We start from the raw sequence: 23,035 nt of genomic DNA, 5'->3' as shown, positions 1-23,035 counted from the left end.
ACCTTCGCAAATGGATGGGTAGCAAATCATGATGGGTGCGGCAGTCATAATCCCGGCGGCCGATTCCGGCCGCTACAGCATCCTGATCTCCACCGACCCCGCCGAGATCGAGGCGGCCCAGCGGCTGCGCTACCAGACGTTCGCCGAAGAGATGGGCGCGGCACTGCCGCACGCCGCCCGCGGCCGGTTGACCGGACAGCTGATCGACGTCGACCAGTTCGATCCGTACAGCGATCACCTGCTGGCCCGCGACGAGACGACCGGGCAGATAGTCGGCTGCTACCGATTGCTTCCTCCCGATGGCGCCCGGGCGGCCGGGGGACTGTTCGCCGACACCATCTTCGATATCGGCGGGCTGAATCGGTTGCGCGGCACGCTTGTCGAGCTCGGTCGGGTGAGCGTGCATCCGGATCACCGCAACGGTGCCGTCATGGGCATGTTGTGGGCCGGGATCGTCCGGTACCAGGAATTGACCGGCTACGAATGGGCGATCGGGTGTCTCTCGGTGCGGATGGAAGGCGGCGGCCCGCGCGGATCGCTGGTACGAGCCGTACGCGACGCGGCGTTCGGCGGCCACCCGGCGCCCGAGCAGTACCGGGTGACACCCCGAAACCCCGTTCGGGTCAACGGATTGAGCCTGTCCGAGCTACCGGATCCGGGTCGGCTGCGCATCCCGCCCATGGTGGCCGGCAGCCTGCGCATCGGCGCGGTGATCTGTGGAGAGCCGTCCTACGATCCCGATTTCGACATGGCGGATTTCGTCGTCCTGCTGAACCGGTCCATGGTGCGCAAGAACTACCTCGACCGATTGACCCGTGCCTATGTCCGATCGTGAGCCGGTGGACAAGGATCTGCTCGGAATCGGTTTCGGGCCATCGAATCTCGCGTTGGCGGTGGCGTTGGCCGAACGAGGTATGCGTGCGGTCTTCCTGGAAGCTCAACCGCAATTCGGTTGGCATCGAGACATGCTGCTGCCGGCCTCGCGCATGCAGATTCCATTTCTGAAAGACCTCGTTACGCTGCGGAATGCCAAGAGCGACTTCACCTTTGTCAACTATCTGAGTAAGCACGGACGGCTCGTCGACTTCATCGGCCGGCATACACTATTTCCCAGCCGAGTTGAATTCCACGATTACCTCGAATGGGTGGCGGGCCATTTTACCGACCAGGTCCGCTACGGGCAGCGGGCCGTCAAGGTGTCCGCAACCCGTGCAGGATTCGCGGTGCACACCGAGACGGGGCAGATCATGCCCGCGGGGACACTGGTCTTGGGTGCCGGCCTGCGTCCGGTGCTGCCGAAAGGCGTTGAGCGAACCGCTCGTCAGTGGCACAGTCACTGCCTACTCAGCGGTCTCGCCGGGCTGCGCAGCGACTCGCCGCAGCGGTTCGCGGTGGTCGGCGCCGGTCAGAGCGCCGCAGAGGTGGTCGCACATCTTCATCAAAGCTATCCGCGGGCCGAGGTGCACGCGGTGTTCACCAGGTACGGCTACAGCCTGGCCGACGACAGTTCCTTCACCAACCGGATATTCGACCCGGCGGCCGTCGACGATTTCTTCGGAGCCGACGAGTTGGTGCGTCGACGCCTGCTCGATTACCACCGATCGGCCAATTATTCAGCGGTCGATTTGCAACTGATCGAAGAGCTCTACTCGCGCGAATATGCCGAGCGGGTTGCCGGCACCCGGCGGCTGTTCATGCACAACGCCTCGGAAATCGTTGACGCGCAAGAGTCCTCAGACGGGGTTCGGCTGACGATCACCAACTTGGCCAACCACTCGGAGGAGTCGCTGGACTGCGATGCGGTGGTGTACGCCACCGGCTATGCCCCGACGGATGTCAAGAGCTTCCTGGGAGAGCTGGCCGGCCACTACGAATTCGACGTGAGCGGGCGCCCAGTCGTAACCCGCGACTATCGATTGGCCGGCAAGTCGACGGCCCCGGGTGATGTCTTTCTCAACGGTTCGGTGGAGCACACCCATGGGCTCGGGGCCACCTTGCTGTCGAATGTGGCGGTGCGGGCGGGGGAGATCGTCGACGCCGTGGTGCTGCGGCGGGCGAAACGGCCGACAGAATCCTTCGGTTAGATAGGTTATGCTGCCCTAAGTTATCGAGACGAAATGAGGGCAGATGGGCGACCAGAAGACGTCGCGCGGGCTGCAAGGTGCGCTGGTCAAGCTGTGGCGAGGTGGCGACTACGAGATGACCGTGACCGGTCGGACCGACATCACGCCGAACTACCTGCGCCTGCATTTCACCGCGAAGGACCTGCTCACCGCGCGTGCGATCCACCCGACGATGTGGGTGCGCGGCTGGTTCCCCGACGGCGCGAAATCGCACCAGCGCGGCTACACCCTGGTCAATCCCGATCCCGTCGCGGGCACGGTGGACATCGACTTCGCCATGCACGACGGGTTGGCCACCCGGTGGGCGCAGCAAGCGCAACCCGGTGACACCCTCGAGGTGACCCTCCTGGGCAGCAACTTCTCGCTACCCGAACCCGCTCCCGCGGGCTATGTCATCGTCGGCGACGCCGCGTCGCTGCCCGCCATCAACTCGCTGCTCGACGCGATCGGTGACACCCCGGCGCGGGTGTTCCTGGAGTCGGCGCACGACGATGACCGGGAACTGCCCGTAGCGCGCAGCGCCGACGTCGTCTGGGTAGATCGCAAGAACGCCGGCGAGGCGTTGATAGAGGCCGTCACGTCGTCGGCCTTCGATGCCTCCGACCATTTCGGCTGGGTGGCCTGCGACAATCGGACCACTCGCGCGGTGTCGAAGGTCTTCCGCGAGGACTACAACATCCCGCGCAAGTCGATCAAGGCCCAGGCCTATTGGGTGGCGTGACCTCCGGCTGACCGGTCGGTGAAGCGCTTTTAGCCGCCGCGTTAAAATCGCGGCGGCGACCGGTGGCCCGACATAGTCTGACCATCTCGGACCCAAGCAGTGCGGTTCGAGCCGTCCAATCGGGCGGTCCTTCAGCGGGCGGACGGGCATATGAGTTCACTGGGCAATGGGCAGTCCCCGAACGGGTCGACGTCGCCGGAGGTGCGGCGCGACATCCTGCCTATTCCGGACGTCGAACACATCGGGCTGACGACGTACGACGCCAAGGATCCGGACACCAGCTATCCACCGATCAAAGACGTGCGCCCACCCGATGGTGCGCCCAACGTGGTTGTCATCCTCATCGACGACGTCGGCTACGGCGCCAGCAGTGCATTCGGCGGGCCGTGCCATACCCCGAACTTCGAGAAGCTGGCCGCGGACGGGTTGAAGTACACCCGGTTCCACACCACGGCGCTGTGTTCACCCACCCGCCAAGCGCTGCTCACCGGTCGCAACCACCACTCAGTGGGTATGGGCGGCATCACCGAGATCGCCACCGCCGCACCCGGTTACAGCTCGGTGTTGCCGAACACCAAGGCGCCCCTGGCGCTGACCCTCAAGCTGAACGGCTACTCGACAGCACAGTTCGGCAAGTGCCACGAGGTTCCGGTGTGGCAGACCAGCCCGGCCGGGCCGTTCACCGCATGGCCGTCGGGTGGTGGTGGCTTCGAGTATTTCTACGGCTTCATCGGCGGCGAGAACAACCAATGGGACCCCGCCCTCTACGAGGGCACCACGCCGATCGAACCGCCGAAGACGCCGGCGGAGGGTTACCACCTGACCGAGGACCTGACCGACAAGGCGATCAGCTGGGCGCGCCAGCAGAAGGCGTTACTGCCCGACAAGCCGTTCTTCATGTACTTCGCGCCCGGTGCCACCCACGCCCCGCACCATGTTCCCCCGGAGTGGATCGCGAAGTACAAGGGCAAGTTCGCCCACGGTTGGGACAAGCAGCGCGAGATCACCTTCGAACGCCAGAAGGAACTGGGCGTCATCCCACAGGATGCCGCGCTCACGCTGCGCCACGCGGAGATCCCGGCCTGGGACGATATGGATTCGCGGCTCAAGCCCGTCCTCGAGCGCGAAATGGAGGTGTACGCGGCTTTCCTGGAACACACCGACCACCACGTCGGACGGTTGCTGCATGCACTAGAACCCGTCATGGACAACACGCTGGTCTACGTGATCATCGGCGACAACGGCGCCTCGGCGGAGGGCACGCTGCAGGGCGCGTTCAACGAGATGGCGAACTTCAACGGCATGCCCGAGCTCGAGACACCAGAATTCATGATGTCCAAGCTCGACGAATTCGGCGGCGAAGGGTCCTACGGGCACTTCGCCGTTGGCTGGGCCTGGGCCATGGATGCGCCCTATCAATGGACCAAACAGGTGGCCTCGCACTGGGGCGGCACCCGCAACGGCACCATCGTGTCCTGGCCCGCCGGAATCACCGACAAGGGCGCCATCCGCAACCAGTTCAGCCATGTCATCGACGTCGCTCCCACCGTGCTCGAGGCGGCGGGCATTCCGGAGCCGACCATGGTGAACGGTGTAATGCAGAGCCCGTACGAGGGCACCAGCATGCTCCACAGCTTCAACGAAGCGAAGGCCGCCGAGCGGCACGAGACGCAATACTTCGAGATGTTCTGCAACCGAGGCATTTACCACAAGGGCTGGAGTGCGGTGACCAAGCACCGTACGCCCTGGGAGATGGGTGGGCAGGCCATGCCGGCCTTTGACGACGATGTCTGGGAGCTCTACGACGGCAACACGGACTGGACGCAGTCGAAGGACTTGTCGAAGGAGAACCCGGAGAAACTACATGAGCTGCAACGCCTCTGGCTGATCGAAGCCGTCAAGTACAACGTGCTCCCGCTCGATGATCGACAGATCGAGCGCATCAATCCGGGCCTGGCCGGACGTCCCTCGCTGATCAAGGGCAACACGCAGCTGTTGCTGGCGGGGATGGGGCGACTCTCCGAGAACAGTGTGGTCGACATCAAGAACAAGTCGTTCGCCGTAACGTCCGAACTGGAGGTGCCCGATGGCAGCGCCGAGGGCGTGATCATCGCCCAGGGCGGTCGCTTCGGCGGGTGGAGCCTGTACGCCAAGGACGGTCGCGCCAAGTTCTACTACAACGTGCTGGGCATCACGTCGTTCGCGATCGACGCCTCCACGCCGATTCCGAGCGGCACTACCCAAGTGCGGATGGAATTCGCCTACGACGGCGGCGGGATGGGCAAGGGCGGAAATGTCACGCTCTACTGCGACGGCAAGGATGTCGGCACCGGGCGGATCGACCAAACACAGGGCTACGTTTTCTCGGCGGACGAGACGACGGACATCGGGCGGGAGACCGGCACCACGGTCAGCCCCGACTACACCGCGCACACCAGCACATTCAACGGCAAGATCAACTGGGTGCAGATCGACCTGGGCGAGGACGCCGCAGACGCCGACAACTACATCGACGCCGACGAACGCTTCCGCATCGCCATGGCGCGGCAGTAGCGGCGGGCGGCTATCCCGGCGCGGGCTCCGGCTGCGTCGGCACCACCATCGGAACCACGAACTGCTGGAGCATCGCCCGTTCGTCGGCCTCGTCGTGGCCCGGAAAGATGAGCAACGAGGTCATCACGCGCACCAGCCACCGGGCCTTGCGCTCCACCACCTCGGGGTCGTCGGGGGCCATCGAGATCAGGAAGGCCTCGGTGAGCGCCGCGATGACCTCGGACTGCTCGGCGATCTCGGCGCCGATCGGCCGCTGTGCGGTGGCGAACCACGATGACAGCGCCGGGCTTTGGCGAACATTGCGCAGCGACGAGACCACGCCCTCGATCAGTCGCTCCTGCGGATCCTCGACCCCGGTCAGCTGTTCGGTCATCATGTGGAAGAGCCGGTAGCTCTCGCGGTGCACATAGGCGGTGTACAGCGCCTCCCGGTTCTCGAAATACCGGTACAGGGTCGCGCGCGAACAACCTGCGGCCTTGGCGATTTCGTGCATGCCGACGGTGGCGGCGTCCTGCCGGGCGAACAGCGCGTCCGCCGCGTCCAGGATCCGGTCGGCCGCCACTTCGGTGCGACGGGCACCCAACCAGTCGTTGCCGGCCATCACGGCCTCACCCGGAACGGGACCGACAACGGCCTGCGCACGTAGCTGCCGCCGGCCCAGACGATCCCGGATTCGTCGACCTCGAAATCGGGGCAGCGGGCCAGCAATTCGGTGAGCGCGACGCGCGATTGCATCCGGGCTGCGGCAGCGCCCAGGCAGAAGTGCGCGCCGTTGCTGAATGTCAAGATGTTGCGCGGTTGCCGCCTGACCTCCAGTTCGCCGGCGTCCGCGCCGAACTGGCGCTCGTCGCGATTGGCCGACCCGTAAAGCAGGAGCACCTTGCGCCCGGCCGGAATCGTGGCGTCGCCGATCGTGACGTCGCGGGTCACGGTGCGGGCCAGGCCCTGTACGGGCGAGGTGAGCCGGAGCAGCTCGTCGACCGCGTCGGCAAACAGGTCCGGATTGGTGACCAGTAGCCGACGCTGATCCGGTCGCTGGTGCAGCAGCTGCACCGAACCGCCCAGCATGCCCGTCGTCGTGTCGTTGCCGCCGGTGACCATCGTGAACGTGAAGGCCAGCACCGACAGCGTTCCGGCGATGTCCCCGTCGGCGCCCACGCCCGCGGCGACGAGATGCGACACCGTGTCGTCCTCGGGCTCGCGGCGGCGCCGTTCGATCAACTCGGTGAAGTAGGCCATCATCGACGCCACCGCCTCGCCGACCGACTCCAGCGCGCTGGTGATGCCGTCGTCCTGGGTTTGGGCGGCGACGATGGCTTCGGTCCAGCCGTCGAACTGCTGGCGGTCCACTTCGGGGACGCCGAGGTAGTGCGCGACCACCATCGACGGCAGCGGCTTGAACAGCTCGGCCACGATGTCCCCGCCGCCGTCGGCCCGCAGCCGCTCGATCCGCTCGACCACGAACTGCCGCACCGCCGGCTCGACGGCCTCCACCTGACGGGGCGTGAAGCCGCGGGACACCAGCTTGCGGAATTCGGTGTGCACCGGCGGATCCTGCATCACCATCGGTGGGTTGTCCTGCAGGCCAATCATTTCCAACTCGCCGTAATTGACCGTCAGGCCCTGTGCCGACGAGAACGTCTCGTTGTCGCGGGCCGCGTTCCATACGTCGGCGTGTCGGGACAGTACCCAGTAGTCATGGTCGGGCTTGTCCTCCGGGACGACGTGGTGCACCGGATCCTTGTCGCGCAGTGCCTGGTACATCGGCCACGGGTTGGGCCAGGTCTCCGCCGTGGCGAGCTCGAACCGGGCCGGAGAACGATGAGACAGAGTGGCGGTCATGTCTTATGAGTACGACAAGAACCCATACCCTGTCAACAGTTGAGCGGAAATGTCCTCAAATCGCGGCGCCGGGATTGAGGATCCCGTCGGGGTCGAGCGCCTGCTTGATGCGACGGTTCAGCTCCATCGCCTCGGGCCCGATCTGGCCCGCCAACCAGGGCCTCTTCAACCGGCCGACGCCGTGCTCGCCGGTGATCGTGCCGCCGAGCCCGACGGCCAGATCCATGATCTCGCCGAACGCCTGCTCGGCGCGCTGCACCATGGCGGCGTCCGCCGGGTCGAAGACGATCAATGGGTGTGTGTTGCCGTCGCCGGCGTGAGCGATGACCGAGATCATCACGTCGCGCTCGGCGGCAATGCGGGCGACGCCGCCGACCAGATCGCCCAGCCGGGGCAGCGGCACCCCGACGTCCTCGAGCAGCAGTGTGCCCTTGGCCTCCACCGCGGGAATCGCAAAGCGCCGCGCGGCGACGAATGCCTCCCCTTCGTCGGGATCGTCGGTCGAGAACACGTCGGTCGCGCCGTGTTCGCCGAACACACCGGCGATCACTTCGGCGTCCTCGGCTGCGGACCGGCCGCGTTCGTCGGAGCCGGCCAGCAGCAGGGCCGCGGCGTCGCGGTCCAGGCCCATCTTCAGCTTGTCCTCGACGGCATTGACCGCAACGGAGTCCATGAACTCCAGCATTGACGGGCGCATCCGGCCCGCCACTCCGAGCACCGCATCGGTCGCCGCGTCCACCGAGGCGAAATTGGCCACTACGGTGCTCGCCAGATGTTGCTTCGGCAGCAGCCGCAGCGTGATCTCGGTAACCACCCCCAGCGTGCCCTCACTGCCGACGAACAGCTTCGTAAGACTAAGCCCTGCAACATCTTTCAGTCGCGGGCCACCCAGTCGTACGGCGGTGCCGTCGGCCAGCACCACCTGCAAGCCGAGTACGTAATCGGTGGTGACGCCGTACTTGACGCAACACAGGCCGCCGGCGTTGGTGGCGATGTTGCCGCCGATGCTGCAGATCTCGAACGACGACGGATCCGGCGGGTACCACAGCCCGTGCTCGGCGACGGTCTGCTTCACCTCGGCGTTGAACAACCCCGGCTGGCACACCGCGGTCCGGGTCACCGGATCGACGGTGATCTCGCGCATCTTCTCGGTCGACAACACGATTCCGTCATCGACGGCGGTCGCGCCGCCGGACAGTCCGCTGCCGGCTCCCCGTGGAACCACCGGAATCCGGTGGGAGCTGGCCCACCGCATCACGGTCTGCACGTGCTCGGTGGTCAACGGCCGCACCACCGCCAGCGGCTTGCCCGCCGACGGGTCGAGCGCGCGGTCCTGCCGGTACCCCTCGGTGATGGTGGTATCGGTGACCACCATGCCGTCCGGTAGTTCGGCGATCAGGCTGTCGAGGACGCTCACGGTTCGATGCTACGAGTCCGCACTACGGCCCCGGCTCGGCGGCGGGCCCACGGTCCAGGTCGCGCAGCGCCGGCAGGCCGATGGCCACCAGGCCGAGCAGCAGCATCGGCAACGACAGCGCCAGAAATGTTGCGTGCAGTCCGGCGGCATCGGCCAGCGGGCCGGCGACCACCAACCCGAGCGGGCCGGCGGCGTAGGCCAGCGATCCCATCACCCCGACGACCCGCCCCCGCAGGTGCTGCGGCGCCCGGGTCTGCATGACGTAGTTGTAGATCGGCGCGATCGGCCCGTAGACGAACCCGACGACCGCACACAGCACCAGAATCAGTGGCAGAGGCGGCAAAAATGCGATGACCGTCATCGCCACACCGAGCGTCAGTAACGCGATCAGCATCGTGGTGCGCCGCTTCATCCGCTGCGACAACACCGCGTAGCTCAATGCCCCGACCAACCCGCCGACGCTGAGCGCCATCAGCACCCAGCCGAGTTGGGCCGGCTCGTTGCGGTCGGTGAAATACTTCGGAAAAAGAACTGACTCCATCGGCATGTACAGCCCGGTCGCCGCCAGGTCGACGAACGCCAGGGTGCGCAGCACCGGGACGTTCCAGACGAAGCGCAACCCTTCGGCAATGCCCGCCCACACTCCTTCTGGAAGGTTGACGCGGTCGGGCTTGCCGGTGCCCTCGAGGCGCAGCGGCGCGATGGCGACGATCGACAAGCCGAATGCCGCGGCCGTCACCCACATCGTGTTGACTCCGCCCAGCGTTGCGATCAGCAGGCCGCCGATGCCCGGTCCGACGATGTAGGACAGGTTGAACACCGCTTCGTACACGCTGTTTGCGTGGTCCAGGGTCCAGCCCGCGCGCGCGGCCGCCTCGGGCAGCATCGTCTCGCGCGCCGTCATCCCGGCCGGATCGAAGAACGCGCCGAGTGCCGCCAGGCCTGCGAGCACCGCGACGTTGACGACGTGCACGCCGAACGTCAGCGCGAGCACCGGGACGGCGGCCACCGACAGCGCGGACAGCGCATCGGAGATCATCGACACCCGCTTGCGGCCGAGGTAATCCACCGCGGCACCGGCGATCAGCGTGGCTACCAGCAGTGGGATGGTTCCGGCCATGGCCACGATCGACGCGTCGAGCGCGGATCCGGTGCGCTGCAGCACCAGCCAGGGAAAGGCGACGATCGAGATGCCGTTACCCGCACCGGCCATCAGCGCGGCGAACAGGATCACGAAGAGCGGTCCGCGCTTGCCGTTGATCGTGACTTCTCCGACGGCTGGAAGTCGCCGGCTTCTTTTCATGCGGCTTGCGCGTGAAGGGCCAGTCCGGCCCGCAGGATGTTGCGTGCGGCATGTTCGTCTGCCGGCGCGGTGTGACCGCAGCGCTGGCAGGCGAAGTCCGCTTGGGTGACGCGGTTTTCGGCGGCTGCATGCCCGCATTTCTCGCAGCCATCCGAGGTGTGCCGGGGGTCGACCTCAATCCAGGTGCGCCCAGCCTCTTCCGCTTTGCCGCGCAGTATTGAGACGAACCGGCCCCAGCCGGCGTCACTGATACTTCTCGAAAGCCCGGACTTCGCCCGGGCACCGTTTGACAGGAATGCCCCGGGCTGGTTGGGATCCGGGACGGGTTTGGCCCTGCGCAGCATGTTGGCGATCTGCAGATCCTCCACCACCAACAAGTCGTAGCCCGCCACCAAGGTGCGGGCCTTTTTGTGGTGAAAGTCCTTGCGCTGGCTGGCGATCTTGCGGTGCCGCGCCGCGACGGTTTCCCGCTTACGGTCGCGGTTGCGCGATCCAGGCTTGGCGCGAGCCAGCCGCTGCTGCGCCGCGGTCAGCCGGTCGCCGGCGGCACGTCCCCAGCGCGGATTGTCGACGTGGCGACCGTCGCTGGTAGTGGCGAAACTGGCGATCCCGACATCGACACCGGCTTGACAGCCGGTGGCTGGCAGCGGGTTGGTCGCGACGTCATCGCAGGACAGCACCAGCATCCACCGCCGGCCGTGGCGTTTGATCTGGATCGTCTTCACCCGCCCGGCAACGTGGCGGTGTAGGTGGACTTTAATCTGGCCGATGCCCTGCAGATACACCCGCTTGGCATCGGGTAGCCAGCGGGCGCCGTCGCCGTCTTTGGGCCACACCACACTGTCGAATCGGGCCTTGCCTTTAAACCGCGGATAACCCGCTTTCTGACCGGCCCTGACCCGTCGGAACAACCCAGCAAATGCCTTGTTGAGCCGGCGCAGGGTGGCTTGCTGACTGGAAAACGACCACACCGCCTGATCTGGGCGCATCGCCCGGATCTCGCTCAGCTGCGCGGACTGTTCCCCGTAGTTGATGCGGATCTTACGGTGCGACCAGCCATCCCGACGTTCCTGCAGCGCAGCGTTATACAGCTCGCGGTGGGCTTCCACGCACGCGGCCAACGCCACATGCTGGCGTGCGGTAGGGCGCAGCCGGAACACGTAGGCCCGTCTCATGACGCAATCCCCGCGTCCCACCGGTGCTCGATGTAGCGACGCACCGTCGACTCCGACACGGAGCCGACCGATGCGGCCAAATGCGACGGCGACCACAACACCCTCGCGTGGTTGCGCAGATGCCGAAACCCACCACCCAGCACTCGTGCGGTGCGGCCTAAAAACGCCCGCACCACCTGCGCTGGCGCGTCGGTCGGACCCAGCAGCACAAACAGGTGCACGTGACCGGCCATGACCCCCTGGGCCACCATCTGCCAGCCGCGCTCATCGGCGATCTGCTCCAGCAGCTCCCCGCACCAGCGGGCTACCCGCCCGCCCACAATCCGACACCGGTACTTCGGACCCCACACCACATGCAGCCCCAACCAGCACACCCCACCCGGGATGCGGCCAAACCGGCGCTCCGACATACCGTGCACCCTACGAGACCGGACTGACAAGCCGCCCGACCCCAAACCGTTCACCTGCCCCGATTCCCCCGACGTCTAAAGCCGCCGGTCCCCCGGGGCGCACCGATGGGATATCTCGGCAGAATCTAACAGCGGTCCGGCCCGGTCGGCGCCGGATTTTGGACCGCAGGCACAGTGGAGCCGTGAAGCTGGCTCATCCGCGCACCGGTGCGTTGTTCGACTCGCCAGTGCCACCGGGCGCCGGCTGGCCAGGCGATCCGGCGACACCGGACACCGCGGTGGCGGATACCCCCGCGCAAGTGGTCGCGATGGCCGACGGCGCAGAATCCGTCGACGCGGTCGATGCCTTGGCGTCGGTGTGCCGCGCCTGCCCGCGGCTGGTGGAGTGGCGTGAGCGCGTCGCGATCGAGAAGCGGAAGTCGTTCGCGCACGAGCCGTACTGGGGCAGGCCGGTTCCCGGCTGGGGTGCGGCGCGGCCGCGGTTGATGATCGGCGGGCTGGCGCCCGCCGCGCACGGCGGCAACCGCACCGGGCGGGTGTTCACCGGCGACCGGTCCGGTGACGTGCTGTTCGCCGCGCTGCACCGAGCCGGCCTGGCCAACCAGGCGGCCTGCGTCGATGCCGCAGATGGGTTGGCGCTCAACGATACTCGTGTGGTCGCGCCGGTGCGTTGCGCGCCGCCGGCCAATGCGCCGGCCCCGGCCGAGCGCACGACGTGTGCGCCATGGCTGGACGCCGAGTGGCGACTGGCGGGTGCCGATGTTCGCGCGATCGTGGCGCTCGGATCGTTCGCATGGCGGGCGGCGCTCGACATGGTGCGCAGCGCCGGTGGCTCAGTCGGGCGGCCGGTGCCGAAGTTCGGTCACGGCGCGACCGCGACGCTGCAGACGCCGCGCGGCGAGGTCAGCCTGATCGGTTGTTACCACCCCAGCCAGCAGAACACGTTCACCGGCAAGCTCACCCCGGCGATGCTCGACGACGTCTTCGGCAAGGCCGCCACCGCAGCGTGGGCTCGATGAGCACCGTCACCGTCCTTACCGACAGCGTGGCCTGCCTGTCGCCCGAGTTGCGCTCGCGCCTCGGCATCGGCATGGTCGGCATCTGCATCACGCTGGATGGCCAGCTCTATCACGACGGCATCGATCTGCGCACCGAGGAGTTCTATGCCCGCATGGGCGAGGCGATTTCGCACAAGACCGCATCGCCGTCGGTGGGTGACTGGTTGGCGGTGATGCAGACGGCCGTCGACGCGGGTGCCGGCGGGCTGCTCGTCGTCACGCTGGCCCACCGGTTCAGCAATACCTACGACAGCGCGCGCAGCGCCGCCAAGCTCGTCTCGGTCCCGGCGGTGGTGGTCGATTCACGGACGGTCGCCGCAGCGCAGGGCCTGTATGTGCGAAGGCTGGCGGAGGACGCCGCAGCGGGCGTCACGCTCGACGCGTTGGTGCAGCGGGCACACGACCGGCGCGGTTGTTATCGGCTCGAGTTCGTGCTCGAGGGTCTTAGCCGGGTGGCCGCTACCGGACGGCTGCCGTCGACGGTGGCGCGGCTCGGCGACGCTGTCGAGGTCAAGCCGATGCTCACCCTCGGCCCGCGGGCCGAGATGCGCGCCATCGGTGTCGCCCGGGGCACGCGCAGCGGGATCGAGCGGATTTACCGGCGTCTACTCAAGGTTTTTCCGGAGGCGACGCCCGGGCGGGTCGTGGTCAGCCATGCCCTGATGGAGGACGACGCCATCGGGCTCGCCGACCGGCTGCGCAGCGATCGCCCGGAGCTCGATGTGGAGGTCGCGTTGTTCACCCCGGTGATGGTGGCCAGCGTCGGGCCGATCATCGGCGTCGCGTGGGAGGATCCGGCACTGATTGCTGAGCGCTGAGGCGGTGCTGCTCGAACGCCCATTCCACGGCGCGGACGATGGCGGTCACGGCGGCAGGCCCGTACGCGTGGCCCATGTCATCGACCAGCTCGATGTGTCGCGGCTCGGACGCGGCTGCATAGACCTCGAGCGCGGCCAACGGCCGAATCATGGCGTCCCGCCGGCCGTGCACCACCGCCACCGGCATGCCGAGATTCTTGACCTGGGTGGTTGGCATACCGGTCGATTCCCAGTGCGGCGAGATACGGGTACCGGTGACGCGGCGCATGTAGGCCCGGCCCGCCGACGTGCGGGTGAACAGTGCCGCCGCGAAGCCGCGCGCGGTGAACACCGATCGCCAGGACGTCGCGATGCTGACCAGCACGATGCCTGCCAGCTCGGGATCGGCGGTCGCGTACGACAGCGCGGCGATCGCGCCCATCGAGGCGCCGACGGTCACGATCCGCGGGACACTTCCTCGTAGATGGGCGACGGCAGCGCCGACGTCGTGGACCTCTAGCCGTCCCAGGGTGCACACGCCGTCGGACATGCCGTGCCCACGCCCGTCGTAGGCAAGCACCTCAAAACCGGCTTCGGCGAGCGAGCGGGCCTGCTCCATCACCGTCTCGAGCCGCCGGGTGGCCGAAAAGCCGTGCACCACAACCACTCCGCCGCGGGGTGTTCGGACGGGGCGGTAGTGATCACCGGCCAGCCGTGCCCCGTCGACCGTTTGAAGCACGACGTTCTCGACATGGAGGGTCATGGCGTCTCCCCGCCCGGCCGATCGGCGAGGTCGGTGATCCGCACGTCGGACAGTTGGCCGGCCTGGCGGGCGGCGGACAGCGCGGCGTCGACGTCGTCGGTGTGCACGTGACATCGCCAGGTGCCGTCGTCGCCGGCGATCGCCACCGTGTCTCCGATCGACAGCCACCGCTCCCGAAGCGAGTCGGCCCGGGCGCGGTCGGTTGCGATCAGACACATCACTTCGTAACGACCGCCGCGCGAGTGACCGTCGACCGGCCGCGCCGGGGCGGACGCTTCGAGTGGGGGACCGGCCGCGCCGGTGACCGCCTCGGTCAGTGCGTCGAGGAACAGCACGTAGCCGAAGCCGCCGGCGTCGACAACTCCGGCGCGGGCAAGCGCATACAGCAGCTCCGGTGTGTGTGCGAGCGAGCGCCGCCCTTCCTCGGCGGCCGCCCGGACGACGTCCAACACCGAGCCGCGGTACGCCACCGCGGTCGCACGGCGGGCGGCATCGGCTGCGACGGTGATGATCGTCCCGTCGACCGGGTCGGCGACCGCGTCGCGGGCGGCGGTCGCGGCCGCCGTCAGTGCCGACGCCACCTCCCCGGCGCCGCACGGGTCGGGCAGGCCGGTGACGAAACCCCGCAGTGCCTGCCCGAATATCACGCCTGAGCTGCCTCGGCCACCGAGCAGGGCGCCCGTCGCGACGGCGTCGACGACCTCCGCCCGCACCGGTCCGGACGGCAGCCGGCCGATCACCGCGTCGATCATCGCGGCGAGGTTGTCGCCGGTGTCCGCGTCCGGGACGGGATAGACGTTGATGCGGTTGAGCTGGTCGTGATGCGCCTCGAGGCGCGCCGCGAGCAACCGCACCGTCTTCTCCAGTGTCGTTGCGTCCATCGTCGGCTCAGGCCGCGCCGTGTTGGTCGGCGTCATAGAGCAGCCGGTCCCGATAGATCCGCAGGTCACCGGCGGGATCGTGGCGAGTGTTGCCGAGCAGCCGCTTGAGCAGCATCGGTAGCACGACCGCGAGGCCAAGCGAGAGTCCCCATACCCCTTGGAAAGTCGCCAGCAGAACGACGAGCAGCAGGTCGGCGACGAACGCCGCCAGGCCGGTTTCCTTGACCAGCCGCCCGATCGCCAGCCCGGCCAGCAGCAGCACCGCGCCCGGCCAGTACAGCACCGCCAGTGCACCCATGGCCGGCGAGAGGCCGCGGCCCCCGGCCCCGCGCAGAAAGACCGACCAGCAGTGGCCGATCACCACGGCCGCAGACACCAGCACCGCCAGGGTGTGGTCGTCGCCCGCCAGCAGCGCGGCCAGCGCGCCTTTGGCCACGTCCAGGCCGCCGCCCAGGATCACCGCCCAGAGACCTCCGACGCGGTACAGGCCGGTGCCGGACACGGTGCCCGTTCCGACGGCCCGCAGGTCGGCCTGGTGCATGCGGACCGACACGATCTGTGAGAACGGAATGGCACCAAGCAGGTAGGCCCCGATCACGGAGAGGGCGTCCATGCCTCGATTCTTTCCGATTTGTCTGCGTTCTCAAGCGCTCGCCACGGCTCAGCACACACAAATCGTGGCAACGTGGGCGTAATGGCAGGCGTTGACGCCCATATGCGGCTTTCCGTTCTCGATCTGGTGTCGGTGCGCACCGACCAGTCGACGTCAGACGCGCTGGCGGCCTCGACGCGCCTCGCGCAGACCGCCGACCGGCTCGGCTACACCCGCTACTGGGTGGCCGAGCACCACAACATGCCGTCGGTGGCGGCCACCAGCCCGCCGGTGCTGGTGGCCCATCTGGCCGGCCACACGTCGCAGATCCGCGTCGGCTCGGGCGGCGTGATGCTGCCCAACCACGCGCCGCTGGCCGTCGCCGAGCAGTTCGCGCTGCTCGAGGCCGCACACCCGGGCCGCATCGATCTCGCCATCGGCCGCGCGCCCGGCTCGGACCCGGTCACGTCGATCGCCCTGCGCGGCGCGGCCGGGCGGGACGATCACGACATCGAGCAGTTCCCGCAGTATCTCGACCACGTGGTGGCGCTGATGAGTCCGCACGGTGTCCGGGTGGCGCTGCCGCGGGATTTGATGAGCCAGGACTACATCCTGAAGGCCACCCCCGCCGCGACCACGGTGCCGCAGCTGTGGCTGCTCGGTTCTTCGATGTACTCCGCGCATCTGGCCGCTGCCAAGGGCCTGCCGTACGTGTTCGCCCACCATTTCTCCGGGAAGGGCACCGCGGAGGCGCTCGCGGTCTACCGCTCCGAGTTCGTGCCCAGCGAGCAGGCGTCCGAACCCGTGACGTTCCTGACCGTCAACGCTACGGTCGCCGAAACCCGGGAGGAGGCAACGGCATTGCTGTTGCCCAACCTGCAGATGATGGCCCGGCTGCGCACCGGACAACCGCTCGGCCCGCTCGATCTCGTCGAGGACGCCGAGCGGACCGAGTTGGCGCCGCAGGCCCAGGCGATCGTCGAGGCCGGTCTGCGTCGCGCGGTGGTGGGCAACCCCGCCGAGGCCACCCAACAGGTGCAGGCACTGGCCGAGGAGTTCCAGGTCGACGAGGTGATGGTTCACCCGGTGGCGTCGGCCCGGCGCGGCACCGATCCGGCAACGGCGCCGGCCCGCGACAAGACGCTGGAGTTGTTGGCCAAAGAGCTGTTCTAAAGGGCGTCGAGCGCCTTTACAGAAATCCGGTACCGCCGGTACTGTATACCGTCAGTCCCGACGAGGAGGTGGGCGACATGACGGCGCAACCGCTGCGCGAATCACCCGGCGGCTGTCCGATGGTCGAAGCCCCCAGCGAGGCGCTGCATCCGCCCCGGTGGACGCCGGCGTTCGTGCGCTGGCACCGCACGGAGATCGGCTGGCTCAAGTCCTGGCGGCTTGCGCTGGGCGCACTGTGGGCCGGGTATCGGCACACCATCTATGAGTACGCCGCCGGATTGCCCGGGCAGGACGACATCGTCGTCGCACGCGCGCCGCTGTCCAAGTTCGTGGTGGTGCGCAATCCGGACATCGCGCGCCATGTGCTGATCTCGAACCAGGACAACTACGCCAAGAACGCCGACTACGACCTGCTCGCCGTGGCATTCGGCCGAGGGCTGGTCACCGACCTCAATGATGAGCTGTGGCAACGTAACCGGCGGCTGGTACAGCCCATCTTCGCCAAACGCCAAGTGGACACCTTCGGGCCGCAGATGACCGCGGCGGGTAGCGCGGCCGCGGTCAGGTGGCAGGACGATGCCGACGCCGGTCGGCCGATCGACGTCGCGGCCGAGATGAACTACGTCACGATGGACATCATCGCCCGCACCATGTTCGGCATCGACCTATCCGATCGGCTCGCCGAGCAGATGCGCACCGATTTCGCCCGGCTGCTAACGCTTTTCGGGTACGGCTTCATCGGCGGGGTTGCCCACCCGCTGCGTTGGTTCGGCAATCGGTTGGCGTCACCACGGGCGGCGATCCGCCTTCTGCGCATTGGATCGTCGGTCATCGCACCTCGCACGATGCGTGGACTTCGCCGTATCGAACGGTTCCTCGACGGCCTGATCGCCGACTATCGCAGCGGCAAGATCGATCGTTCGGACAATCTGCTCGCACTGCTGATGGCGGCCGAAGACCCCGAAACCGGCTATCGCTACACCGATTTGGAGATCCGCGACGAACTCCTAACCTTCCTCGGCGCCGGCTTCGAGACCACCGCCGCCGCCTTGGCGTGGACCTGGTATCTGCTATCGCAGAACCTGGACGCGCGCCAGCGTCTGGGTCGCGAACTCGACGACGTGCTCGGCGGGCGGGAGCCCACCGCCGAAGACCTGGACCGGTTGCCGTGGACGCAGGCGGTGGTGGCCGAGTCGATGCGGATCTACCCGCCGATCATGGGCCTGGGCAGAGTGGCGAAGTCGGACGACGTGCTCGGCGACTACCCGATCACCGCCGGCACGAACGTGGCGGTGCTTATGCACAGCATTCACCACAACGACGGCGTCTGGCGCGACCCGCACACCTACGATCCGTCGCGTTTCTTGAAGGAGAACCTGGATCCGCAGCAGCGCCGCGGGCAGCTGCCGTACGGCGCGGGCAAGCGGATGTGTATCGCGTCGGGCTTCGCCAACCTGGAGGCCGCGCTCGTCGTCGCCACCTTGGCGCAGAGATTCGAGCTCGACCTGGTGCCCGGCCAGCGGTTGCGGCGAGAACTCACCTTCACCGGCGGCCCCGACGGCAAGTTGATGATGCTGCCCCGGCGGCGCGCGGTCTGATCAAGATTTCGGCGTCAGCCTGACGACCGGGATCGGCCGCGTCGTCCTTGTCTGGTAGTTCTCGTACCGGTTGGCATTGTTCTTGTTGACGATCTGCCAGAGCCGCGCGTAGTCGGGCTGGTCGGGCTGAACGGGTTTCGCCGTCACACCGAATCGCTTTGGGCCGACGTTGATCTCGATATTCGGATTGGCTTTCAGGTTGTGATACCAGCCCGGTGCTTTGGGGTCTCCGCCCTTGGACGCGACGACCAGATAGTCGTCGCCGTCACGGGCATAAGTGAGGGAATTGGTCCGCTGCTGTCCGGTCTTGGCCCCGACAGTGTGCAGCAACAGGCTGGGCGGTCCGCCGGGGATGCGGTGCCCGATGCGGCCGTTGGTGCCCTTGTAGATCTTGTCGTGCAGCATCAGCAGCGGCATACCGATCCGCTGTTCGACAATCCGGGATATGTCCATGGCGTTCAGTCTTGCTGAGTGGCGTCCAGTTCCGCCAGCGCATCCCGCAGGATGCGACCGGTCTCCTCACGGTTGGCGTCCCTCCGCAGCAGCACGCCCTTGGCGAACGAGAGCTTGTCGCCGTCACGGCGCGGCAAGACATGCAGGTGAATGTGAAGCACGCTCTGAAACGCTGGCTTGCCGTCGTTGATGACGACGTTGTTGCCGTCGGCGTGTAGCCCGGATCTGCGTGTCGCCTTCGCGATGCGCTGTCCGATGCGCACCAGGTCGGCGCAGGTCTCGGGCGGGGTGTCGGTCAGGTCGACGGTATGGCGCTTCGGAAATACCAGCGTGTGGCCGCGGGTGAACGGTCTGATGTCGAGGATCGCCAGGTAGTCGTCGTCCTCATAGATCCGGATGGCCGGGGCCTCGCCGGCGACGATGGCGCAGAAAACGCAGGACATCCCGCCACGTTAACCGCTAGGCCGGAGGCGGAGGCATGTCGGACGGGCCCGGTGCTCCAAAGCATCGCATGGGTGCGGTGGCCTCCCAGGTCACACCGTCGGGGCGCTCCCCGGTTACCGAGCCGGTGCTCTGGTCCACCACGCCGGTGTAGTGCGTCACAATGCCGTTGTCCCAGCCGATGCCAAAGGCGACAGTGATGCCGTCGCTTCCGCCCTCGCCGGTTCCGCGCCACAGCGGGCTCTCGTCGGGTGGCATCGCAACGGCCGGCCCTCCAATCCCACGGCCGGACGCCGCGACCGTCACCAGCCAGCCGTCGCTCTGCTTCAGCTTCAAACTCGGCCCAAACTCCCAGCCGGCCGGGCAGTCGACGGCTGCGTTGCCGACGGGGGCAGCGAGGAGGCCGACGGTGATCATCGCGGTCACCGCGGCCAGCGACCAGGACCTGATCGCATGGGGTGTTAATGACATACGGATAGAGGTTAGGGCAGGCGACCCGACGCGTCATCGGTTTGCCCAACCAATTGGCGCACGTTAGTGCGTGACCGCCGTGGACAGGTCGGCCAGCCGCGTCGTTTCCTCCGCCGACAGGTCGAGGCGCAACGCGCCGGCGGCCTCGTCGGCCTGATGCGGCTTGGACGCGCCCGGGATCGCCACGACGGTGTCGCCGTAGTGGGTGACCAGCCACGCCAACGCGACCTGGCTCGGCGTCGCTTGATGCGCCGCTGCGATCTCCCGTAGGCCGTCGATCAGAGGTTCGATGCGATTTAGGCGCCGGACCGTGAACCCGTTGATCACCCGGCGTAACCGAGGTATGTCCGCCACCAGGCTGCGGTCGTCGTGGAACTTCCCGGTCAGCATCCCACTGGCCAGTGGCGAATAGGCGATCAGCGTCACGCCGAGTCGCCGGGCGGCATCTAGCACCCCGTTGGTTTCGATCTTGCGACGTAGCAGGTTGATCTGAATCTGGTTGCTGGCCAACGGGATACCGTGCTTCGCTAATTCGTTTTGGGCTTTCTCCATCTGCCGCGCCGAAAAGTTGCTGACACCGACCGCGCGGACCTTGCCGGCCTCGACGAGCTCGGCCATCGCTCGCAGTTGACGGCGTATCGAGGAGAAGCCGCCGACCGGAAAGTGGATCTGGTGCAGATCGACGCCGAACGGGTCAAGCGCCGCCAGCCGGTCGCCGACGGTGCGTTCGATGCTCTTGGCCGTGCGCCCCGGTGGCGCCCACTTGGTCGCCACGGTCACCTCGCCCGGCGTGATCCCCGCTTGTTGAAGCCCCGCGCTGAGGCCGCGTTCCGATTTGCCGCGGCCGTACATCTCGGCGGTGTCGAACCAGGTGATGCCCCCGTCGAGGGCGGCCTTGATTATCTGGTCGACCTGCGATTGCGGTAGCGGCGGAAACATGCCGGGGCCGGCGAACTGCATGCATCCCAAACCGATGGGGGACACCTGGATGCCGGTGCGGCCGAGTTCGCGGGTGATGGTCACGAGGGCCCACCGATGCGGCGGTCAGGGGCTCGCCGGTGCGAGGGTCTCGTTGATCACGCCGGGAGGCTGTCTCACCGGTGGCGGTGGCGGGGCCGGCGTCGCCTCGTTGATGCCGCCAATGGGCGGGATATCGAACAGTGGCTTGGGTGGATCGCAACGCGCTTCTTGCCCGGGTTGCTGGTCGCGCCACACACCTCCGAAGCTCCTGCAGCAACTTTTCACGCCCTCGTACCAGGTGACGTAGTCGTCCTCTTTCTGGGCCTCGTATCCCTCCGCGCATTTCTCGTAGCCGGCTGGATCCCACGCCTGGGCTTCTGCGCACGCGATTATGTTGTCTCCGAATGCGCTGCCGCCCAGCGTGGCTGCTCCCGCGAACAGGCTGGCGAGCACAAGCCGCCGCAAACGTATGGGCACGATGTCTTGTCGTAGGGATGTCATACGTCGTCCTCGCGTGGGCTGAGTGGCCTCGACGCCGATCCCCGGGTCGACGAGAAGTCCCCAGGCTGTTGGGTGGCAAATAGTTTAAGCCCGATATACCCGCCGACACGGCGTTTCGGCCACTACGCTGCCGCGAGTGGACACCGTCGACCTTGCCTTCGCCGGCGCCGCCGAGCAGGCGCGGCTGCTCGCCGACGGGACCATCACCGCGCCGGCGCTGCTCGAGATCTACCTGGACCGCATCGCCCGTTTTGACCCCGAACTGCGGTCCTACCGCGTGGTGCTCGCGGACAGCGCGCGAAGTGAGGCCTCGGCCGCGCAGGCCCGGTTGGATGCCGGCGAGCGGCTGCCGCTGCTCGGTGTGCCGATCGCGATCAAGGACGACGTCGACGTGGCCGGCGAGGTGACGACGTACGGCACCAGCGCCTACGGACCCGCCCGCGCGGAGGACGCCGAGGTGGTGCGCCGGCTGCGCGACGCGGGAGCCGTCATCATCGGCAAAACCACTGTGCCGGAAATGATGCTCTGGTCGTTCACCGAGACGGTGACGTTCGGCTCGACGCGCAATCCATGGAACACCGATTACACGCCCGGCGGCAGCAGCGGCGGCAGCGGCGCGGCGGTGGCCGCAGGCCTGGCGGCGATGGCCCTTGGTTCCGACGGCATGGGCTCGATCCGGATTCCGTCCACGTGGTGCGGGCTGTTTGGTGTCAAGCCGCAACGGGACCGGGTGCCGCTGGCGCCGCACGACGACGCCTGGAACGGCCTGAGCGTGAACGGTCCGATGGCCAGGACCGTCGAGGACGCCGCGCTCTTTCTCGACGTGACTACGACACCCGCGTCCGACAGCAGTTTCGTCGGCGCAGCGGCGCGCCATCCCGGGCGATTGCGGATCGCGTTGAGCACCCGGGTGCCACCGCCGCTGGCGGCACGCGTTGGAAGATCGCAGCGCGCTGCGGTCGATGAGGCCGGTGCGTTGCTGCGCGAGCTTGGTCATCAGGTCCTCGGGCGGGATCCGGACTATCCGCCGTCAGCGGTGTATGGGCATGCGCTGCCACGTTACTTCCGCGGAGCTTTCGACGACGTGCAAACGTTGGCCCGCCCGGAGCGGCTCGAACCCCGTACCCGCAACTTCGCCCGGATTGGCGGCTTGTTCTCGGATCGGCGGATGGCCTCGATCCGCGCAGCGGAAGCCAAAGTGGCGGGGCGTGTTCAGTCGATCTTCGACGATGTCGACCTCGTGATCACGCCGGGAACCGCGACCGGCCCGTCGCGCGTCGGTGCCTACCAGAAACGCGGTGCCGTCACGACGCTGGCGCTCCTCGCGGCCAGGGTGCCGTTCCAGGCGATGTTCAACGTGACCGGTCAACCCGCCGCAGTTGTCCCGTGGGGGCTCGACGGGAATGGCCTGCCGACATCAATCCAAATGGTGGGCAGGCCCTTTGAGGAAGCCACCCTGATCTCGCTGGGTGCGCAAATCGAACAGGCCCGGCCGTGGGCGCAGGGCCGCCCGCCGGTGTCATAACTCACAGACGACCCGCCAGGCACGTAGCTTTTCTTCGAATCGCATGGTCTGCGCCGGGCTCGTCGATGGCAGCCGGTGGTACCGCACTGCCCGCTCCAGGCCAACCAACCGGCTGAAGTTCTTCTCGGCCGCCGCGCCGTTGAAGAACACCTGCTCGATCGCGGGATGAGCGTCGAACAACGGCCCAAAGTCGTTGGCCACCATGCTGTCCGGCTCGATCGCCGAATCCAGGCTGCCCTGCCTGCGACACAGCCGCAGCACATCCCACACCGCGACAC

24 protein-coding genes are annotated in these 23,035 nt (G+C 67.4%); 9 read left to right on the top strand and 15 right to left on the bottom strand.

Annotation, left to right across the window (positions count from 1 at the left end):
• The first annotated feature begins 28 nt into the window (after window positions 1–28).
• The 4 genes from ACRDU5_RS02070 to ACRDU5_RS02055 all read left to right on the top strand — a co-directional run bounded on the left by ACRDU5_RS02070 (window position 29) and on the right by ACRDU5_RS02055 (window position 5,397).
• Window positions 29–835, top strand: a complete 807-nt coding sequence (locus tag ACRDU5_RS02070) for a GNAT family N-acyltransferase (protein ID WP_526612550.1) — start codon at window positions 29–31, stop codon at window positions 833–835.
• Window positions 822–2,084 carry a lysine N(6)-hydroxylase/L-ornithine N(5)-oxygenase family protein gene (locus tag ACRDU5_RS02065; RefSeq protein ID WP_526612549.1) on the top strand — a complete coding sequence of 421 codons (1,263 nt, stop codon included), beginning with the start codon at window positions 822–824 and terminating at the stop codon, window positions 2,082–2,084. The genes ACRDU5_RS02070 and ACRDU5_RS02065 overlap by 14 nt, the downstream gene beginning before the upstream one ends.
• Window positions 2,085–2,127: 43 nt before the next feature.
• Window positions 2,128–2,844, top strand: a complete 717-nt coding sequence (locus ACRDU5_RS02060; protein ID WP_526612548.1) for a siderophore-interacting protein — start codon at window positions 2,128–2,130, stop codon at window positions 2,842–2,844.
• A 150-nt stretch (window positions 2,845–2,994) separates the two neighbouring features.
• Entirely contained in the window at window positions 2,995–5,397 is a 2,403-nt protein-coding gene (locus ACRDU5_RS02055; RefSeq protein ID WP_526612547.1) for an arylsulfatase, read from the top strand.
• Window positions 5,398–5,407: 10 nt separating this feature from the next.
• Here ACRDU5_RS02055 and ACRDU5_RS02050 read toward each other — a convergent pair whose 3' ends face one another.
• The 6 genes from ACRDU5_RS02050 to tnpA all read right to left on the bottom strand — a co-directional run bounded on the left by ACRDU5_RS02050 (window position 5,408) and on the right by tnpA (window position 11,544).
• The gene (locus ACRDU5_RS02050; RefSeq protein WP_526612546.1) at window positions 5,408–5,998 is read right to left on the bottom strand and encodes a TetR/AcrR family transcriptional regulator; all 591 of its coding nucleotides are present in this window, start codon (window positions 5,996–5,998) and stop codon (window positions 5,408–5,410) included.
• On the bottom strand, window positions 5,998–7,239 hold the full coding sequence (locus ACRDU5_RS02045; protein ID WP_526612545.1) for a cytochrome P450: 1,242 nt from the start codon (window positions 7,237–7,239) through the stop codon (window positions 5,998–6,000). Before ACRDU5_RS02045 ends, ACRDU5_RS02050 begins: the two co-directional genes overlap by 1 nt.
• A 55-nt stretch (window positions 7,240–7,294) precedes the next feature.
• Window positions 7,295–8,614: an FAD-binding oxidoreductase gene (locus ACRDU5_RS02040; protein WP_526612562.1), complete on the bottom strand. Its 1,320-nt coding sequence runs from the start codon at window positions 8,612–8,614 to the stop codon at window positions 7,295–7,297.
• Window positions 8,615–8,678: 64 nt separating this feature from the next.
• Window positions 8,679–9,959 (bottom strand): multidrug efflux MFS transporter Tap, encoded by a 1,281-nt coding sequence (gene tap, locus ACRDU5_RS02035; protein ID WP_526612544.1) that lies wholly within the window; start codon window positions 9,957–9,959, stop codon window positions 8,679–8,681.
• Window positions 9,956–11,134 (bottom strand): transposase, encoded by a 1,179-nt coding sequence (locus tag ACRDU5_RS02030; protein ID WP_526612543.1) that lies wholly within the window; start codon window positions 11,132–11,134, stop codon window positions 9,956–9,958. Before ACRDU5_RS02030 ends, tap begins: the two co-directional genes overlap by 4 nt.
• Complete coding sequence (gene tnpA / locus ACRDU5_RS02025) at window positions 11,131–11,544, bottom strand: IS200/IS605 family transposase (protein ID WP_526612542.1); 414 nt, start codon at window positions 11,542–11,544, stop codon at window positions 11,131–11,133. The genes ACRDU5_RS02030 and tnpA overlap by 4 nt, the downstream gene beginning before the upstream one ends.
• A 182-nt stretch (window positions 11,545–11,726) precedes the next feature.
• Here tnpA and ACRDU5_RS02020 point away from each other — a divergent pair, with 182 nt between their 5' ends.
• Window positions 11,727–12,563, top strand: coding sequence for a uracil-DNA glycosylase (locus tag ACRDU5_RS02020; RefSeq protein WP_526612541.1), 837 nt, complete (start codon window positions 11,727–11,729; stop codon window positions 12,561–12,563).
• Window positions 12,560–13,420, top strand: a complete 861-nt coding sequence (locus ACRDU5_RS02015) for a DegV family protein (protein ID WP_526612540.1) — start codon at window positions 12,560–12,562, stop codon at window positions 13,418–13,420. Before ACRDU5_RS02020 ends, ACRDU5_RS02015 begins: the two co-directional genes overlap by 4 nt.
• On the opposite strand, the gene ACRDU5_RS02010 is transcribed toward ACRDU5_RS02015, so the two are convergent.
• The 3 genes from ACRDU5_RS02010 to ACRDU5_RS02000 are packed head-to-tail and all read right to left on the bottom strand — an operon-like array spanning window position 13,374 to window position 15,656.
• On the bottom strand, window positions 13,374–14,162 hold the full coding sequence (locus ACRDU5_RS02010) for an alpha/beta hydrolase (protein WP_526612539.1): 789 nt from the start codon (window positions 14,160–14,162) through the stop codon (window positions 13,374–13,376). The two genes, ACRDU5_RS02015 and ACRDU5_RS02010, sit on opposite strands and share 47 nt — an antisense overlap.
• Window positions 14,159–15,079 (bottom strand): DAK2 domain-containing protein, encoded by a 921-nt coding sequence (locus tag ACRDU5_RS02005; protein WP_526612538.1) that lies wholly within the window; start codon window positions 15,077–15,079, stop codon window positions 14,159–14,161. The genes ACRDU5_RS02010 and ACRDU5_RS02005 overlap by 4 nt, the downstream gene beginning before the upstream one ends.
• On the bottom strand, window positions 15,051–15,656 hold the full coding sequence (locus ACRDU5_RS02000) for a glycerol-3-phosphate acyltransferase (RefSeq protein ID WP_526612537.1): 606 nt from the start codon (window positions 15,654–15,656) through the stop codon (window positions 15,051–15,053). The genes ACRDU5_RS02005 and ACRDU5_RS02000 overlap by 29 nt, the downstream gene beginning before the upstream one ends.
• Window positions 15,657–15,758: 102 nt before the next feature.
• On the opposite strand from ACRDU5_RS02000, the gene ACRDU5_RS01995 reads away from it, so the two are divergent.
• Window positions 15,759–16,808: an LLM class flavin-dependent oxidoreductase gene (locus tag ACRDU5_RS01995; RefSeq protein WP_526612561.1), complete on the top strand. Its 1,050-nt coding sequence runs from the start codon at window positions 15,759–15,761 to the stop codon at window positions 16,806–16,808.
• A 77-nt stretch (window positions 16,809–16,885) separates the two neighbouring features.
• Window positions 16,886–18,406: a cytochrome P450 gene (locus tag ACRDU5_RS01990; protein WP_526612536.1), complete on the top strand. Its 1,521-nt coding sequence runs from the start codon at window positions 16,886–16,888 to the stop codon at window positions 18,404–18,406.
• On the opposite strand, the gene ACRDU5_RS01985 is transcribed toward ACRDU5_RS01990, so the two are convergent.
• The 5 genes from ACRDU5_RS01985 to ACRDU5_RS01965 form a co-directional block, all read right to left on the bottom strand.
• Complete coding sequence (locus tag ACRDU5_RS01985) at window positions 18,407–18,859, bottom strand: nitroreductase family deazaflavin-dependent oxidoreductase (protein ID WP_526612535.1); 453 nt, start codon at window positions 18,857–18,859, stop codon at window positions 18,407–18,409.
• A gap of 5 nt (window positions 18,860–18,864) precedes the next feature.
• Window positions 18,865–19,302 carry an HIT family protein gene (locus ACRDU5_RS01980; protein WP_526612534.1) on the bottom strand — a complete coding sequence of 146 codons (438 nt, stop codon included), beginning with the start codon at window positions 19,300–19,302 and terminating at the stop codon, window positions 18,865–18,867.
• A gap of 16 nt (window positions 19,303–19,318) precedes the next feature.
• A complete protein-coding gene (locus ACRDU5_RS01975) occupies window positions 19,319–19,771 on the bottom strand; it encodes a hypothetical protein (protein WP_526612533.1) in 453 nt (150 codons plus the stop codon).
• A gap of 63 nt (window positions 19,772–19,834) precedes the next feature.
• Complete coding sequence (locus ACRDU5_RS01970) at window positions 19,835–20,794, bottom strand: aldo/keto reductase (protein ID WP_526612532.1); 960 nt, start codon at window positions 20,792–20,794, stop codon at window positions 19,835–19,837.
• Between the two features lie 21 nt (window positions 20,795–20,815).
• The gene (locus tag ACRDU5_RS01965; RefSeq protein ID WP_526612531.1) at window positions 20,816–21,232 is read right to left on the bottom strand and encodes a hypothetical protein; all 417 of its coding nucleotides are present in this window, start codon (window positions 21,230–21,232) and stop codon (window positions 20,816–20,818) included.
• 136 nt (window positions 21,233–21,368) lie between these two features.
• Here ACRDU5_RS01965 and ACRDU5_RS01960 point away from each other — a divergent pair, with 136 nt between their 5' ends.
• The gene (locus ACRDU5_RS01960; protein ID WP_526612530.1) at window positions 21,369–22,757 is read left to right on the top strand and encodes an amidase; all 1,389 of its coding nucleotides are present in this window, start codon (window positions 21,369–21,371) and stop codon (window positions 22,755–22,757) included.
• Here the strand turns inward: ACRDU5_RS01960 and ACRDU5_RS01955 are convergent.
• Window positions 22,752–23,035 (bottom strand): uracil-DNA glycosylase family protein (locus ACRDU5_RS01955; RefSeq protein WP_526612529.1); only part of this gene is annotated, 284 nt, incomplete at its 5' end. The two genes, ACRDU5_RS01960 and ACRDU5_RS01955, sit on opposite strands and share 6 nt — an antisense overlap.

The organism is Mycobacterium sp. (assembly GCF_050701515.1).
Classification (GTDB): domain Bacteria; phylum Actinomycetota; class Actinomycetes; order Mycobacteriales; family Mycobacteriaceae; genus Mycobacterium.
This window is presented reverse-complemented; position numbering and strand designations above follow the sequence as displayed.